Source organism: Microbacterium pullorum (assembly GCF_014836535.1).
GTDB classification, from domain to species: domain Bacteria; phylum Actinomycetota; class Actinomycetes; order Actinomycetales; family Microbacteriaceae; genus Microbacterium; species Microbacterium pullorum.
This window is the reverse complement of sequence record NZ_JACSQP010000006.1, coordinates 165462-182012: the sequence shown is the minus strand read 5'-3', so window position 1 is coordinate 182012 and position 16551 is coordinate 165462. Positions and strand designations below refer to the sequence as shown.

Genomic DNA, 16551 nt, shown 5'->3' with positions numbered 1-16551 from the left:
CCTCCTCAGGACAGTCGTGAGTAGTGCACGGGCGCTGGATTGCGACCGAGGCGCTACGGGGATTGGTTCAGTCTAGTAGACAGGTCGGTATTCAGTTGGGTGGATGCCGAGAGCCCGCCGTCGCGAAGCGGGACGAGCCCTCGGCACCAGGGTTATTCGCCCTTGTTCTTCTGGACGATCTCGTCGGCAACCGCGCGAGGAACCTCGGCGTAGCTGTCGAACTCCATCGAGTACACGGCGCGGCCCGAGGTCTTCGAGCGCAGGTCGCCGATGTAGCCGAACATCTCGGACAGCGGCACCAGGGCACGCACGACCTTGACGCCCGCGGCATCCTCCATCGACTGGATCTGACCGCGACGCGAGTTCAGGTCACCGATGACGTCACCCATGTACTCCTCGGGCGTACGCACCTCGACGGACATGAGCGGCTCGAGGATGACCGGACCGGCCTTGCGCAGGGCTTCCTTGAAGCCCATCGAACCGGCGATCTTGAACGCCATCTCCGAAGAGTCGACGTCGTGCGAGGCACCGTCGAGCAGGGTCGCCTTGACACCCACGATGGGGTAGCCGGCGAGCACGCCGACGTTCATCGCGTCCTGGAAGCCCTGGTTGGTCGGCTCGATGTACTCGCGCGGGATACGGCCACCGGTGACCTTGTTCTCGAACTCGTACGTCTTGTCGGCCGTGACCTCCAGCGGCTCGATCGCGAACTGGATCTTCGCGAACTGACCCGAACCACCGGTCTGCTTCTTGTGGGTGTAGTCGTGACGCTCGACGGCCTTCTTGATCGTCTCGCGGTACGCCACCTGCGGCTTGCCGACGTTCGCCTCGACGCGGAACTCGCGCTTCATGCGGTCGACGAGGATGTCCAGGTGCAGCTCGCCCATGCCCTTGATGACCGTCTGACCGGTCTCGGGGTTGAGCTCGGTGCGGAAGGTCGGGTCCTCTTCGGCGAGCTTCTGGATCGCCAGACCCAGCTTCTCCTGGTCGGCCTTGGTCTTGGGCTCGATCGCGACCTCGATGACGGGCTCGGGGAACGTCATCGACTCGAGCACGACGGGCGCTGCCGGGTCGGCGAGGGTGTCACCGGTGGTGGTGTCCTTCAGGCCGATGACGGCGTAGATGTTGCCCGCGGTGACCGAATCGACCGGGTTCTCCTTGTTGGCGTGCATCTGGAAGATCTTCCCGATGCGCTCCTTCTTGCCCTTGGTCGAGTTGATGACCTGCGCGCCGGAGTCGAGGTGACCCGAGTAGACGCGGATGTAGGTCAGGCGACCGAAGAACGGGTGCACGGCGACCTTGAAGGCCAGCGCCGCGAACGGGTCGTTCGCGTCGGGGTGGCGCTCGATGATCTTCTCTTCGTCCTTGGGGTCGTGGGCCTCGATGGCCGGCACGTCCAGGGGCGAGGGGAGGTAGTCCACGACCGCGTCGAGCATGGGCTGCACGCCGCGGTTCTTGAACGCCGAACCGCACAGGACCGGGTAGAGGTCACCGTTGACGGTGAGCTTGCGGATCGCACCCTTGATCTCGGCGAGCGTGAGCTCCTCACCGGCGAAGTACTTCTCCAGCAGAGCCTCATCGGTCTCGGCGACGGTCTCGAGCAGCTTCTCGCGGTACTCGGCGGCACGGTCGGCGAGGTCGGCGGGGATCTCCTGCACCTCGTACTTGGCGCCCATGGTGACATCACCCTTGGAGTCGCCGGGCCACACCAGTGCGCGCATCTCGACCAGGTCGATGACACCGACGAAGTCGTTCTCGGCGCCGATGGGCAGCTGCAGCACGAGGGGCTTGGCGCCCAGGCGCTTGATGATGGTGTCGACCGTGAAGTAGAAGTCGGCGCCCAGCTTGTCCATCTTGTTGACGAAGCAGATGCGGGGGACGTCGTACTTGTCGGCCTGACGCCAGACGGTCTCGGACTGGGGCTCGACGCCCTCCTTGCCGTCGAAGACGGCGACCGCACCATCGAGCACACGCAGCGACCGTTCGACCTCGACCGTGAAGTCGACGTGGCCGGGGGTGTCGATGATGTTGATCTGGTTCTTGTTCCAGAAGCAGGTCACGGCGGCAGACGTGATCGTGATGCCGCGCTCCTTCTCCTGTTCCATCCAGTCGGTGGTCGAGGCGCCATCGTGCGTCTCGCCCAGCTTGTGGTTGACGCCCGTGTAGAAGAGGATGCGCTCGGTCGTCGTCGTCTTGCCGGCATCGATGTGCGCCATGATGCCGATATTGCGGACCTTGTTGAGGTCGGTGAGCACGTCTTGTGCCACGGGGAAGTCCTTACGTGTAGTGACGGATGTCGCGGGGTGGTGACCCGCCGACGCGGGTCGGGGACCGGACCAGGCCGGCCCCCGAACCGGTCAGGGATTACCAGCGGTAGTGGGCGAAGGCGCGGTTCGACTCGGCCATCTTGTGGGTGTCTTCACGGCGCTTGACCGCGGCACCCAGGCCGTTCGAGGCATCCAGGATCTCGTTCTGGAGGCGCTCGGTCATCGTCTTCTCACGACGGCCCTTCGCGTAGCTGACGAGCCAGCGCAGGGCGAGCGTGTTGGCGCGGTGAGGCTTGACCTCGACCGGCACCTGGTAGGTCGAGCCACCGACGCGGCGGCTCTTGACCTCGAGGGTGGGGCGCACGTTGTCGAGCGCCTTCTTGAGGGTCGCGACCGCGTCCTGGCCGTTCTTGGCCTCCACACCGCGCAGGGCGGTGTAGACGATCGATTCGGCGGTGGACTTCTTGCCATCGACGAGGATCTTGTTGACCAGCTGGCTGACGATCGGTGCGCCGTAGACCGGGTCGTTGACGACGGGGCGCTTCGGGGCGGGTCCCTTGCGAGGCATCTAGCTCAACCCTTCTTTGCGCCGTAGCGGCTGCGAGCCTGCTTACGGTTCTTGACGGCCTGGGTGTCCAGGGCGCCGCGGACGATCTTGTAACGCACACCCGGCAGGTCCTTGACACGACCGCCGCGCACGAGCACCAGCGAGTGCTCCTGCAGGTTGTGGCCCTCGCCGGGGATGTAGGCGGTGACCTCGGTGCCGTTGCGGAGCTTGACACGAGCGACCTTGCGCATGGCCGAGTTCGGCTTCTTGGGCGTGGTCGTGTAGACGCGGGTGCAGACCCCGGCCTGCTGCGGGTTCGCCTTCAGCGCGGGTGCCTTGGTCTTGGTGACCTTCGGCGAGCGCCCCTTGCGAACCAACTGCTGAATGGTTGGCACGTTCTCTCCTTGTTGTGCTGCACGGTGACAGCGTCGTGGTTTCACCACAGATCCACCGGGCGCGGCACGAGGTGGCCGAGCGCGTTTGTGAGTGGATATGCCGTGGGGGTGGCCTGTTCGCAGGCCCAGTCCCTCAGATGCGGCGCCTTCCCCACCCCGACCCGCGCAATGGCACGACTCAGGGCGCGCAATGCGCACACCCACTCCATGATACGCGCGTGTGCGGGACCGGTCAAACGAGGGCGGGTCAGCCGTCGGTGCGCAGCAGCCGGAAGGCGGCATCGCCGAGGAGGAACCTCTCCCCCGGTGCGAGCTCGGCGCCCGCCTCCGCCTCGATCTCGGTGCCCATGAGGGTGGGGAGCATGACGCCGTTGGTGGAACCGAGATCGGTGACGATCCAGCGGTCGCCCCGCAGCTCGAGCCGGGCGTGCGTCTTGGACACCGTGCGGGTGTCGTCGACCACCGCGACCAGCTGCGCGGTGCGATAGGCGGGGTCGGCGGCCGGCTGCCGGCCGACGATGACGACGTCGGAGCGCAGGTCGATGGGGGAACCCGCGGCCGGCTGCAGCATCCACGGCACCCGGCGGCGGCGGGCGACGACGGTGTGATCGGGGAAGACATCGTCGTCGGCGGGTGCGTCCGCTCCCGCGACGGAGTCCAGCGCGGAGCGCGGGGCACCGGCGACGGGAGCACCGGCGACGGCCGAGACCTCGTCTGCGGTGTCGAGCGGGAACTCCGGGTCGAGTGCCGCGGCGGAGCGCGGCGGACCGGCGGGTGCGCGGGTGACGGCGGGGAAGGCGGGGTCGATGTCGACCGGGGCCGTGCGCAGCGGCACGGCCGGCGCGGGCTGGGGTGCCTCGGGGTCGGCGGCGCGGGCGGCCTCCCGCGGAGCGGCGGTCTCGCGCGGCGCGACGTCGTCGCCGATGCGTCCGCGCTCGGGTCCCGTGCCCGCGTCGTCGACGAGGGCCGGCAGACCCGTCGCCACCGGGCGGGCGGCGACCGGGTCGCCCTGCGGCGGCTGCGAGATCGCCGAGACCTCGTCGATGCTGCTGTGCCAACGCTGGTCGAAGTCGCGGTCGACGCGGGCAGGGGCCACGGCGTCGGCGTCGGCTGCGGGAGTCCAGGGAACGGCCCGCGCGGGGGCGGCAGCATCCGCGGCGGGCGGAGCGAACTGCTCGTCGGCCGCGGTGGTCGCAACCGGGGCCGTGGGCGTCGCGGGGGGCGGGGGCGGTGCCCAGGCCGACGCGGCGCTCGCGTGCCGGGCCGGAGGTGGCGCGTGCTCGCCGGCGTCGGGCGCCTCGCGATCGGCCGGCGCGACGGCCGAACCCGACGCCGACGACGCGGGCTCGGGGGTCAGCGCCGACAGGGACGGCGCGGCTGCGGCGGCCGCGGCGTCGCCGGGGAGCGGCGGCGGGGCGTAGGCGGGCGGCGGCGGCACCGGAAGGTCGTCGTCCGCGGGCAGGGCACCCAGGTGCGGATCGACCACGCGCACCTGCTCGGTGCGGGCGTAGGCGGGCGCGGCGGGCGCGGCGGCATCCGTGCCACGCCACCGGGCGACGCCGAACCCGACGACGCTGGCCCACACCGGGAACAGCACGGCGGCCAGCGCCGTCATGCCGCCGCCGAGGCCGAAGCCACGGTTGATGCGGTGGACCGCCACGATGGTCACGACCCAGAAGGCCAGGGCGCCGACGCCGGGGACGAGGATCAGCAGGAAGAACCATCCCGACAGCCCACCGACCATGACGAGGGTCACCTGGTTGACGATCGGGACCCAGGCGCGCCACTGCTCCTGGCCGATCTTGCCGAACACCGCCGAGAGCCCCAGCGCCGTCCAGACGTACACGGCGACGGTCGGGATGACGGCGATGAGCAGGATCAGCACGAGCTGCGCGGAGGAGAAGCTATCGGACACGATGACGATGGGCGCGTGTGCGCGCCTCACCCTCCTCCCCGACGAGCCGTGCGGCAGACACCGCGATGCAAGATGCCTCCACCCTAGGGCCACCCGCCGCGCCGCTGCGCGTCGGGCCCCTCACGCGGGGTCCGCACCGTCGACACCGGGGCCGAACGGAGCGTCGAGCGAACGGGTGAGCTCGTCGAGCATCGCGGCGATCTGCGGCTCGACGTAGCGGGTGACACCGGCTTGGATGCGCAGCCGGTGACGCAGCAGAATCGCGCAGATCTCCCGCCCGATCATGTTGGCGTAGTCGTCGGCGAGCCCCACTTCCTGGCGCAGCGCCGCCTTGGCCTCGGGGCTGAGGGGAGGAAGGTCCGGCACGTCGGCGTCGGCTTCCTGGGCCATCCCGGCGATGGTGAACAGAAAGGGGGCACCGGGGACGGGGTCGGGGTCCAGCGGCAACCCCTCGAACTCCGGCTCGAGGTTCTCGGCGGGCCGGTAGCTGCGTGCGCGATTGCGTTCGGCCTGCTGGTCGAGCTCGGCCTGCAGCATCGGAAGGTTGTGGGACGTGTAGACCGCGACGGCGTGGTCGACGATCGTCTTGATGCGGGTCGACAGGCCGTGCTGCACTCCGTGCGGCACATCGGACCCGAGACCGGCGGCCGAGAGCACCGGGGAGCCGAAGCAGCGACGGCACGGGGCGATACGGCCGCGGTGGGTCGCGGGCTCCCACCGCGGCAGCCAGCGCAGCCAGGCATCGACGGCCTGGCTGACCTGCGTCTCGAGCGAGCGCTCCACGCTCACATTCTCGCCTGTCGGTGCCCCTCGGGCACACCCCGCCCCGCCGAATCCGGGTGGATCACTCGTCTTCGTCGCTCTCCCACGGCCAGCGCGGGCGCGTGGACCGGGTGCGCACGAGCGCCACGGCGACCCATCCCGCCACCGCACCCGACACCGCCAGCACCACGGCGAACCACGACAGCACGAAGCTGTCGATCGCCGCACCGAGCAGCGCCACATCGGTGCCGGCGAACACGGCGCCGATGCACAGTCCCACGATGTAGCCGAGGAAGGCCATGATGGCGACCACGATCGCTGCGAGGTACGACGGGCGCCCGGCGCGCAGCACGATCCACAGCACCAGGCCGACCAGGGCGACCGACGTGGCCATGCCGACGATGCCGGGGACCTGACCCGCCCCTGGCGCGTCAATCACCTCACGGCCGGTGACGAGGCTCGTCACGCCGAGTCCGCAGATCGCCAGGGCCAGATAGCCGATGAGCGCGAAGGCGAGGGCCGCGGGCGGCCTCACTCCTTCGCGCTCACCCATCACTGGCGGTACAGCTGCGGGCCGGCCTCGAGGGTGCGCTCGTACTCGCGCTGCGCCTCGTTGTTCAGCTCGGTGACACGCTTGCCGCGCCGGGCGACCCACGCGCCGAACCAGATCGTCAGCTCGCGGCCGAGGATGAACGCGGTGGCCGCCAGCGGCACCAGCAGCTGGCTCTCGACGAGCGCGCCGGCCTGACTGGGGGCGAGGTTCCAGAACGGGGCCTGGAAGAGCTGGCCGAGCAGGTGCCCGCCGTAGGAGGCGACGCCCACGAGGAGGCCGAAGATCACCCAGTGCGCCCAGCCGGCCCGGTTGATGACGGCGCCCAGCAGCCAGAATGCCAGGAAGAACACCACGACCGGCACCCACAGCGCCCACGTGGTGAGCGCGGTGAGTGCGACGTCGGCGAGGTCGTCGACATCGACGTCGCCCGCGAGGGCGGCGAAGCCGAGCCAGGCGCCCAGGTACAGCACGGCGAACGCGAGGGCGGCGAGCAGGCCGATGGCGCCGGCCGCACCGCGGTTGCCGCGCGGGCGGGGGGCCTCGGGTGCCTGCACGAAGATCGGCTGCGGGCTCGAGGAGGCGAACTGCGCTCCGGTCGCGACGACGGGTGTGTCGTAGGCGGATGCCGCGGGAGCGGCGTACGCGGTGGTCTCGGGCGCGTCGTAGGCGCCGGCCGCCGGGGTGTCGGCGCGCGTGTCGGAGACGGCGTGGGACGCGCTCGACGACGCGTCGTACGCGGACGCGCTCGACGGCGCGGCATCGGTCATGTCACGCACCGGCGCCTCCGGCACTGCCGGGTCGTAGCCGGCGGCGGCATAGTCGGCGTCGGACGGCTCGTAGTCCGGCGACGTCGGGTCGCTGGTCCTGGCGGGTGCGACGGGCTCAGCCGCGGCATCGGCCGGGGCGGGATCGGTCGGGTAGCCGTCGGCCACCGCGTCGCGCCCGGCTGCCTCGGCATCGGCCAGACCCTCGTGGGCGCGGCCGACCACGTCGTCCACCGATGTGGGTTCTTCCACCGGTTCGCCGTACGGCTTGGGGTCGGTCATGGGATGCACTCCTCCCGCGGGGCACACGCCACCGCAGTGCCGAGGGTAACGCGCCCCGGCGGCGCTCCCCCGCAGGCATGCCGCCGTGTGTCGCACTCGGCGCGCGACGCGCCGACGCTTATCGTGGCGGCATGGACACCCGACCGCTCCGGCGCCGAGCCTCCCGAGTGCTGCTCGCGCTGGCGGTCGGCACCGCCACGGCCCTCCTCGGCGGCTGCGCCGGAGAGACCGCACCCGCGGCATCCACCGTGACGGCCACCGCGCCCGCGCCCGTCGCGAGCGCCACGCCCACCCCCACGGCGACCCCCCTGCCGGGCGCGGCCGATCTGCCGCGGGACTGCCGCGCGATCGTCTCGGGACCGGTGCTCGCCCAGCTCGGCGACATCCCGCTGAACGATCCGGCCTTCGGCCCGTCGGGCACGCAGGCCGACGGCTCGCTCGTGTGCGTCTGGGGCGCGGCCGATGCCGCCACCACGAACCTGCGCACGACCCTCAGTGCGGTCGCCGAGAATGCCACGATGGACGCCCTCAACGCCCTGGTCGCCGACGAGGGATACGAGTGCTACCGGCCCGATGACGGCGTGCGGTGCGAGAAGACCTGGCGCAACGAGGAGTTCCCGGTGACCGACGGTCGCACGCTCTACTACCGCTCGGGCGTGCTCATCGACACGACGTACTCGAACCTCGCCCCCACCGGCTTCACCGCCGCCGTGGTCGACGCGGTGTTCGGCTGACTCAGCCGTTCCAGACGGCCTCGGCCACCCGCGACGCATAGCGCTCCGGATGCCACGTCGTCTCGACCGTCGACAGCCACAGACCGTCGGCGAACTCGAGCGTCTCCAGCACCTCCTCGGCGGACCTCGTGCAGCGCACCCGGGTGTCGGCGACGAGGCCGCACCCGAATCCGAGCTCCGGCAGCGCCGCCTGCGCGATGGCGCCCGCATCGGAGCCGACGTCGGCGAGCGTCGTGACGATCGTGCCCGACTCCGACGTCCACGTGCACGTGAACCGCACCTCGGGTGCGAGGGAGTCCACGAGCACCGTGGCGGAGGTCGGCGGCGTCGAGTCGTCCTGCGCGAGCTGCGAGCCCGGCGTCCACGACAGCCCCGCCCACAGCGCGTCGGTGTAGAGCCGGCGGCACTCGGCCGGGGTGCCGGTCTCCGCGGCATCCGCCTGGGTCGTCTGGGGCCCGCGCAGCGTGTCGCCGGCCAGCCCCACGACGGCGGGCAGACCCGGCAGCGCGAGCCAGATGAGCCCGGCGACCACCCCGACGCTCACGATGCCGACGGCCCACGAGAGCCAGGTGCTGCGCTCGCTGATCCTGGACATGCGCCACCTCCTCCCCCACGGTAGGTCGTCGGGGGCCGCGCCGCACGGAAGGCACGCGGGCGGGAACGCCGAAGGCCCCCGGCGCGTGCCGGGGGCCTTCGGGTGGAGCGATTCGACCTAGTTGTAGGTACCGGGCGTGAAGTCGTCCGTCGAGAAGCTGTCGAAATCGACGTAGCTCAGGTCGGCGTCGCTGTAGCCGCCGTCCGAGGCGAAGATGCGGTTGGGGTACCGCTCGCTCTTGGCCTCTTCCGTCGCCTCGACCACGACGTTGCGGTACTTCGCAAGTCCGGTTCCGGCGGGGATGAGCTTTCCGATGATGACGTTCTCCTTGAGGCCGACCAGCGGGTCGCTGCGACCCTCCATCGCGGCCTGCGTGAGCACGCGCGTGGTCTCCTGGAACGACGCCGCCGACAGCCACGATTCGGTCGCGAGCGACGCCTTCGTGATACCCATCAGCTCGGGGCGACCCGACGCGGGACGCTTGCCCTCGGCGACCGCCTCGCGGTTGATGTTCTGGTAGCGCTTGAAGTCCACCAGCTCACCCGGGAGCAGCGTCGTGTCGGCGTGGTCGACGACCGTGACCTTGCGCAGCATCTGGCGCACGATGACCTCGATGTGCTTGTCGTGGATCGGCACACCCTGCGAGCGGTACACGCCCTGGACGCCGTTGACGAGGTACTTCTGCACCTCGCGGGCACCCATGACACGCATGACCTCCTTGGGGTCGAGCGTGCCGACCTGCAGGGGCTGGCCGACCGTGACGTGCTGGCCGTCCTCGACCAGCAGCGTCGCGCGCTTGAGCACCGGGTACACGTGCGGCTCGTCGCCGTTGTCGGGCGTCAGGATGACCTTCTTGGCCTTGTCCGTCTCGTCGATCGTGATGCGTCCAGCGGACTCGGCGATCGGCGAGGCACCCTTCGGGGTGCGCGCCTCGAACAGCTCCTGCACACGGGGCAGACCCTGCGTGATGTCGTCCGCCGATGCCGAACCACCGGTGTGGAACGTACGCATCGTCAGCTGCGTGCCGGGCTCACCGATCGACTGGGCGGCGATGATGCCGACGGCCTCGCCGATGTCGACGATCTTGCCGGTGGCCAGCGAACGGCCGTAGCACTTCGCGCAGACGCCGACGGCCGAGTCGCAGGTGAGGACCGAGCGCACCTTGATGGTCTCGATACCCGCCTCGACCAGCTTGTCGATGAGCACGTCGCCCACGTCGTCGCCGGCGGCGGCCACCACGGTGCCCTGCGCGTCGACGACGTCGGCGGCGAGGGTACGGGCGAACACCGAGTTCTCCACGTTGTCGTCGCGGCGCAGCGCCCCGTCGGCTCCGGGAGCGGCGATGGTGAACTCCAGGCCCTTGCCGGTGCCGCAGTCCTCCTCGCGGATGATGACATCCTGCGAGACATCGACCAGGCGTCGGGTCAGGTAACCCGAGTCGGCGGTGCGCAGAGCGGTGTCGGCCAGACCCTTACGTGCACCGTGCGTCGCGATGAAGTACTCGGCGACGCTCAGCCCCTCGCGGTACGAGGAGATGATGGGGCGAGGGATGATCTCACCCTTCGGGTTGTTCACCAGGCCTCGCATACCGGCGATGTTGCGGATCTGCAGCCAGTTACCACGCGCACCCGACGACACCATGCGGTTGATGGTGTTGTCCTCGGGGAAGTTGTCCCGCATGGCCTTCTGGACCTCGTCCGTGGCCTCGGTCCAGATCTTGATGAGCTCCTGACGACGCTCGGCGTCGGTCGTGAGGCCCTTCTCGAACTGGCCCTGCACCTTGGCGGCCTGCTTCTCGTAGCCGGCGACGATCTCGGCCTTGTTCGGCGGCGTGAGCACGTCGCTGAGCGCGACGGTCACACCCGAACGGGTGGCCCAGTAGAAGCCGGCATCCTTGATGCGGTCCAGCGACGCTGCGACCTCGACCTTGGGGTACTCCTCGGCCAGCTTGTTGACGATCTGCGACAGCTTGCCCTTGTCCGCCTGCTCGCGCACGAACGGGTAGCCCTTGGGGAGGGTGTCGTTGAAGATCGCCTGACCGAGCGAGGCATCCACGAGACCGTGGCGCTCGTAGCCCTCGGGGGCTTCGCCCTCGAGGAAGGACAGACCCGGGATGCGGATGCGGACCTTGGCCTGCAGGTCGAGGGTGCCCTCGTCCTTCGCCAGGATCGCCTCGCCGACCGAACCGAACACGCGGCCCTCACCCTTGGCGCCCGCCTTGACCGTGGTCAGGTGGTGGAGGCCGATGATCATGTCCTGCGAAGGCAGGGTGACCGGACGGCCGTCCGAGGGCTTGAGGATGTTGTTCGACGCCAGCATGAGCACGCGGGCCTCGGCCTGCGCCTCGACCGACAGCGGCAGGTGCACAGCCATCTGGTCACCGTCGAAGTCGGCGTTGAACGCGGCACACACGAGCGGGTGCAGCTGGATGGCCTTGCCCTCCACGAGCTGCGGCTCGAACGCCTGGATGCCGAGGCGGTGAAGCGTGGGCGCACGGTTGAGCAGCACGGGACGCTCGCGGATGATCTCCTCGAGCACGTCCCAGACCTCGGGACGGGTGCGCTCGACCGCACGCTTGGCGGCCTTGATGTTCTGCGAGTGACCGAGGTCGATCAGGCGCTTGATGACGAACGGCTTGAACAGCTCCAGCGCCATCTGCTTGGGGAGGCCACACTGGTGCAGCTTCAGCTGGGGTCCGACGATGATGACCGAGCGGCCCGAGTAGTCCACGCGCTTGCCGAGCAGGTTCTGACGGAACCGGCCCTGCTTGCCCTTGAGCATGTCGGACAGCGACTTGAGCGCACGGTTGCCGGTACCGGTGACGGGACGACCGCGGCGGCCGTTGTCGAACAGTGCGTCGACGGCCTCCTGCAGCATGCGCTTCTCGTTGTTCACGATGATCTCGGGCGCACCGAGGTCCAGCAGACGCCGGAGGCGATTGTTGCGGTTGATCACGCGGCGGTACAGGTCGTTCAGGTCGCTGGTGGCGAAGCGGCCACCGTCGAGCTGGACCATCGGGCGCAGCTCCGGCGGGATCACCGGAACGACGTCGAGCACCATGGCCGCCGGGCTCATGCCCGTCGATAGGAACGAGTTGACGACCTTCAGGCGCTTGATCGCACGGATCTTGCGCTGGCCCTTGCCCTCGGAGATCTGCAGGTGCAGGTTCTCCGCCTCGGCGGCCAGGTCGAACGCCTGCAGCCGACGCTGGATCGACTCCGCGCCCATGTAGGCCTCGAAGTACTGACCGAAGCGGTCCTGCAGCTCGTGGAAGACGTCGTCCTCCTGCTTCAGGTTGCCGACCTCGAGGGTGCGGAACTCTTCCCACACGCGCTCGAGCTTGGAGATCTGCTCGTCGAAGTTCTTGCGGATCGACGCCATGTCCTTCTCGGCGGCGTCCTTGACCTTCTTCTTCTGGTCGGCCTTGGCGCCTTCCTCTTCGAGCGCGGCGAGCTCTTCTTCCAGCTTCGCCAGGCGGGCGGCGACGCGGGCGTCGCGGCGGTCGCCGAGGTTCTTCATCTCGAGCCGGAGGTTGGACTCGTGCGTCGGGAGGTCGCGATGACGCGCCTCGTCGTCGACCGAGATCACCATGTAGGCGGCGAAGTAGATGACCTTCTCGAGGTCCTTCGGCGCCATGTCCAGCAGGTACCCGAGGCGCGAGGGCACGCCCTTGAAGTACCAGATGTGGGTCACCGGAGCGGCGAGCTCGATGTGGCCCATGCGCTCACGACGCACGGAGCTCTTGGTGACCTCCACGCCGCAGCGCTCGCAGACGATGCCCTTGAAGCGGACGCGCTTGTACTTGCCACACGCGCACTCCCAGTCGCGGGAGGGTCCGAAGATCTGCTCGCCGAAGAGGCCGTCCTTCTCGGGCTTGAGCGTGCGGTAGTTGATGGTTTCGGGCTTCTTGACCTCACCGAAGGACCAACGACGAATGTCGTCGGCGGTGGCCAGGCCGATGCGAAGCTGATCGAAAGTTGTTGATTCGAGCACTATTTCTCAGTTCTCCTGTGTCGGATATCTGTCGTTGCCTGGCCGGATCAGATCTCGTCGATCGACGTCGACTCGAACCGGGTGGAGATGTTGATTCCGAGCTCTTCCGCGGCGCGGAACGCCTCGTCCTCGCCGTCGCGGAGATTGACCGTCGTACCGTCTGCCGAGAGCACCTCGACGTTCAGGCAGAGCGACTGCATCTCCTTCATCAGCACCTTGAAGGACTCAGGGATGCCGGGCTCCTGGATGTTCTCGCCCTTGACGATCGCCTCGTAGACCTTCACGCGGCCCACGATGTCGTCGGACTTGATCGTGAGGAGCTCCTGCAGGGCGTAAGCGGCGCCGTAGGCCTCGAGGGCCCACACCTCCATCTCACCGAAACGCTGACCACCGAACTGCGCCTTACCACCCAGCGGCTGCTGCGTGATCATCGAGTACGGACCCGTGGAGCGCGCGTGGATCTTGTCGTCCACGAGGTGGTGCAGCTTCAGGATGTACATGTAACCGACCGAGATCGGAGCGGGGAACGGCTCGCCGGAGCGGCCGTCGTACAGCAGCGTCTTTCCGGTGGAGTCGATCAGACGCTCGCCGTCACGGTTGACCAGGGTCGAATCCAGCAGACCCGCGATCTCCTCCTCGAACGCACCGTCGAACACCGGGGTGGCGACCTTGGTGCCGGGAGCAGCCTCGAGAGCCTCGGCGGGCAGGTTCGCCGCCCACTCCGGGTTGCCTTCGACCTTCCAGCCGCGCTGTGCGATCCATCCGAGGTGCAGCTCCAGCACCTGGCCGAAGTTCATTCGACCCGGGATGCCGAGCGGGTTGAGGATGACGTCGACCGGCGTGCCGTCGGCGAGGAAGGGCATGTCCTCGATCGGGAGGATCTTGGCGATGACACCCTTGTTGCCGTGGCGGCCGGCGAGCTTGTCGCCCTCGGTGATCTTGCGCTTCTGGGCGATGTAGACCACGACCCGGCGGTTGACGCCCGAGCCGAGCTCGTCGTCGCCGTCCTCGGCGTTGAACTCCTTGACCGCGATGATCGTGCCCTGCTCACCGTGGGGCACCTTCAGCGACGTGTCGCGCACCTCGCGGCTCTTCTCGTTGAAGATCGCGCGGAGCAGGCGCTCCTCGGCCGAAAGCTCGGTCTCGCCCTTGGGCGTGACCTTGCCGACGAGGATGTCACCGGGGCGCACCTCGGCGCCGATGCGGATGATGCCGCGCTCGTCGAGGTCCTTCAGCAGCTCGGGGCTGACGTTGGGGAGATCACGGGTGATCTCCTCCTTGCCCAGCTTCGTGTCACGGGCATCCACCTCGTACTCCTCGATGTGGATCGAGGAGAGGGTGTCGTCCTTCACGAGGTTCTGGCTGAGGATGATGGCGTCCTCGAAGTTGTGACCCTCCCACGTCATGAAGGCGACGAGGAGGTTCTTGCCGAGTGCGAGCTCGCCGTTCTCCGTGGCGGGACCGTCGGCGATGACCTCGCCGACCTCGACGCGGTCGCCTGCCGAGACGATGACGCGCTGGTTGTAGCTGGTGCCCTGGTTGGAGCGGTCGAACTTGCGCAGGAAGTAGTCCTGCGTGCCGCCCTCATCGAGCTGCACGGTCACGACGTCGGCCGAGACCTCCAGCACGACGCCGGCCTTCTCGGCGGTGACGACGTCACCGGCGTCGATCGCGGCGTAGCCCTCCATACCGGTACCGACCACGGGCGACTCGCTGCGCAGCAGTGGGACGGCCTGACGCTGCATGTTCGCACCCATGAGGGCGCGGTTCGCGTCGTCGTGCTCGAGGAACGGGATGAGCGAGGTCGCCACCGACACCATCTGGCGCGGGGAGACGTCCATGTAGCCGATCTCCTCGGCGGGGAACAGGTCGACCTCGCCGCCCTGGCCGCGACGGGCCAGCACGCGGTCGCTGACGAACGTGCCGTCGGCCTTCAGCTCGACACCGGCCTGAGCGACGATGTAGTCGCTCTCTTCACTGGCGGTGAGGTAGTCGATCTGGTCGGTCACGCGGCCGTCGACGACCTTGCGGTACGGGGTCTCGATGAAGCCGAACGAGTTGATGCGGGCGAACGATGCGAGCGAGCCGATCAGACCGATGTTCGGGCCTTCCGGCGTCTCGATCGGGCACATGCGGCCGTAGTGCGAGGGGTGCACGTCTCGCACCTCGACGCCGGCGCGCTCACGCGACAGACCGCCGGGGCCCAGCGCCGAGAGGCGACGCTTGTGGGTCAGACCCGCGAGCGGGTTGTTCTGGTCCATGAACTGCGACAGCTGCGACGTGCCGAAGAACTCCTTGATCGCGGCCACGACGGGGCGCACGTTGATCAGGGTCTGCGGGGTGATCGCTTCGATGTCCTGCGTGGTCATGCGCTCGCGGACGACGCGCTCCATGCGCGACAGACCGGTGCGGACCTGGTTCTGGATGAGCTCGCCCACCGCGCGGATGCGACGGTTGCCGAAGTTGTCGATGTCGTCGATGTCCAGGCGGATCTCGGCGGGCTGGCCGTTGCGGATGCCCTCGAACGAGGTGTCACCGCGGTGCAGGCGCACGAGGTACTTGATGGTGGCGACGATGTCCTCGACCGTCAGCACCGAGTCGCTCAGCGGCTTGTCCAGGCCCAGCTTCTGGTTGATCTTGTAACGACCCACCTTCGCCAGGTCGTAGCGCTTGGAGTTGAAGTAGAAGTTGTCCAGCAGCGCGCGGGCGGCCTCAGCGGCGACCTGCTCGCCCGGACGGAGCTTGCGGTAGATGTCGCGGAGGGCGTCTTCCTTGGTGAGGATGGTGTCCTTGGCCAGCGTCTCCTCGATGGAGTCGAAGCCGGCGAACTCCGCCATGATGTCTTCGCTCGAAAGACCCAGGGCCTTGAGGAACACGGTGACCGACTGCTTGCGCTTGCGGTCGATGCGCACGCCCACCTGGTCGCGCTTGTCGATCTCGAACTCGAGCCAGGCGCCGCGGCTGGGGATGACGCGGGCGGAGACGATGTCCTTGTCGCTGGTCTTGTCGGGCGTGCGGTCGAAGTACACGCCGGGCGAACGCACCAGCTGCGAGACGACGACGCGCTCGGTGCCGTTGATGATGAACGTGCCCTTGCCGGTCTGCAGGGGGAAGTCGCCCATGAAGACGGTCTGGGTCTTGATCTCACCGGTGAGGTGGTTCATGAACTCGGCCTCGACGTACAGCGGGGCGGCGTACGTCTTGCCGCGCTCCTTGCACTCCTCGATCGAGTACTTCTCCGGCTCGAGGTAGGGGTTCGTGAACGAGAGCTGCATCGTCTCGCCGAGGTCCTCGATCGGGGAGATCTCCTCGAAGATCTCCTCGAGGCCGCTGATCTCGGGAACGTCGGTGCGGCCGACGGCCTGTGCCTCGGCGACACGGGCCTTCCAGGCGTCGTTGCCGACGAGCCAGTCGAAGGACTCGGTCTGCAGCGCCAGGAGGTCAGGGACCTCCAGGGTGTCCGAGACCTTCGCGAACGAAAGACGGGAAGCTCCGCGTCCGTTCTTGAGGTTGGTGGTGGTGGTGGGGTTGGATGCGTTGCGCGCAGCAGCCAAGGGGATTACCTCCGTGGGCCCGGGCAGGGCTCGTTTTCCTTGTCGTCAGGTGGAGTGCTCCCTTTCATCCCCGAAGCCTGACGACCGCACGCCGCTGTGAAGCGGGGGAACGCAGGCACCGCCGACCACCATATGAGGGCAAGGGGAAGGGAGCGCAAAGAACAACTATATGTCTTGCGACTCGCCATGT

General features: G+C 68.6%; 11 protein-coding genes. 1 reads left to right on the top strand and 10 read right to left on the bottom strand.

What is annotated here, in order from left to right:
• Positions 1-152: 152 nt before the first annotated feature.
• From fusA to H9651_RS11465, 7 genes are all read right to left on the bottom strand, one after another.
• Positions 153-2267, bottom strand: a complete 2115-nt coding sequence (gene fusA, locus H9651_RS11495; protein WP_191719460.1) for an elongation factor G — start codon at positions 2265-2267, stop codon at positions 153-155.
• 97 nt (positions 2268-2364) lie between these two features.
• Positions 2365-2835: a 30S ribosomal protein S7 gene (gene rpsG / locus H9651_RS11490; protein ID WP_191719459.1), complete on the bottom strand. Its 471-nt coding sequence runs from the start codon at positions 2833-2835 to the stop codon at positions 2365-2367.
• A 5-nt stretch (positions 2836-2840) separates the two neighbouring features.
• Positions 2841-3209, bottom strand: coding sequence for a 30S ribosomal protein S12 (gene rpsL, locus H9651_RS11485; protein ID WP_018187369.1), 369 nt, complete (start codon positions 3207-3209; stop codon positions 2841-2843).
• A gap of 247 nt (positions 3210-3456) precedes the next feature.
• Positions 3457-5154: a DUF5684 domain-containing protein gene (locus H9651_RS11480; protein ID WP_191719458.1), complete on the bottom strand. Its 1698-nt coding sequence runs from the start codon at positions 5152-5154 to the stop codon at positions 3457-3459.
• 90 nt (positions 5155-5244) lie between these two features.
• The gene (locus H9651_RS11475; protein WP_191719457.1) at positions 5245-5907 is read right to left on the bottom strand and encodes a spermidine/putrescine ABC transporter substrate-binding protein; all 663 of its coding nucleotides are present in this window, start codon (positions 5905-5907) and stop codon (positions 5245-5247) included.
• Positions 5908-5968: 61 nt separating this feature from the next.
• Positions 5969-6421, bottom strand: a complete 453-nt coding sequence (locus H9651_RS11470; protein WP_318244854.1) for a hypothetical protein — start codon at positions 6419-6421, stop codon at positions 5969-5971.
• Positions 6422-6438: 17 nt separating this feature from the next.
• Positions 6439-7485, bottom strand: a complete 1047-nt coding sequence (locus H9651_RS11465; protein ID WP_191719455.1) for an ABC transporter — start codon at positions 7483-7485, stop codon at positions 6439-6441.
• Between the two features lie 131 nt (positions 7486-7616).
• On the opposite strand from H9651_RS11465, the gene H9651_RS11460 reads away from it, so the two are divergent.
• Positions 7617-8219: a hypothetical protein gene (locus tag H9651_RS11460; protein ID WP_191719454.1), complete on the top strand. Its 603-nt coding sequence runs from the start codon at positions 7617-7619 to the stop codon at positions 8217-8219.
• Position 8220: 1 nt separating this feature from the next.
• Here the strand turns inward: H9651_RS11460 and H9651_RS11455 are convergent, their stop codons facing one another.
• The 3 genes from H9651_RS11455 to rpoB form a co-directional block, all read right to left on the bottom strand.
• Positions 8221-8814 carry a hypothetical protein gene (locus H9651_RS11455; protein WP_191719453.1) on the bottom strand — a complete coding sequence of 198 codons (594 nt, stop codon included), beginning with the start codon at positions 8812-8814 and terminating at the stop codon, positions 8221-8223.
• A gap of 117 nt (positions 8815-8931) precedes the next feature.
• Entirely contained in the window at positions 8932-12807 is a 3876-nt protein-coding gene (locus tag H9651_RS11450) for a DNA-directed RNA polymerase subunit beta' (protein WP_191719452.1), read from the bottom strand.
• Positions 12808-12854: 47 nt separating this feature from the next.
• Positions 12855-16361, bottom strand: coding sequence for a DNA-directed RNA polymerase subunit beta (gene rpoB, locus H9651_RS11445; RefSeq protein WP_191719451.1), 3507 nt, complete (start codon positions 16359-16361; stop codon positions 12855-12857).
• Positions 16362-16551 lie beyond the last annotated feature (190 nt).

Excerpts from the sequence above, each read along its gene's own strand:
- H9651_RS11465 (WP_191719455.1), bottom strand. The coding sequence starts at position 7,485 with ATGACCGACCCCAAGCCGTACGGCGAACCGGTGGAAGAACCCACATCG.
- H9651_RS11460 (WP_191719454.1), top strand. The coding sequence starts at position 7,617 with ATGGACACCCGACCGCTCCGGCGCCGAGCCTCCCGAGTGCTGCTCGCG.
- H9651_RS11455 (WP_191719453.1), bottom strand. The coding sequence starts at position 8,814 with ATGTCCAGGATCAGCGAGCGCAGCACCTGGCTCTCGTGGGCCGTCGGC.
- rpsG (WP_191719459.1), bottom strand. The coding sequence starts at position 2,835 with ATGCCTCGCAAGGGACCCGCCCCGAAGCGCCCCGTCGTCAACGACCCG.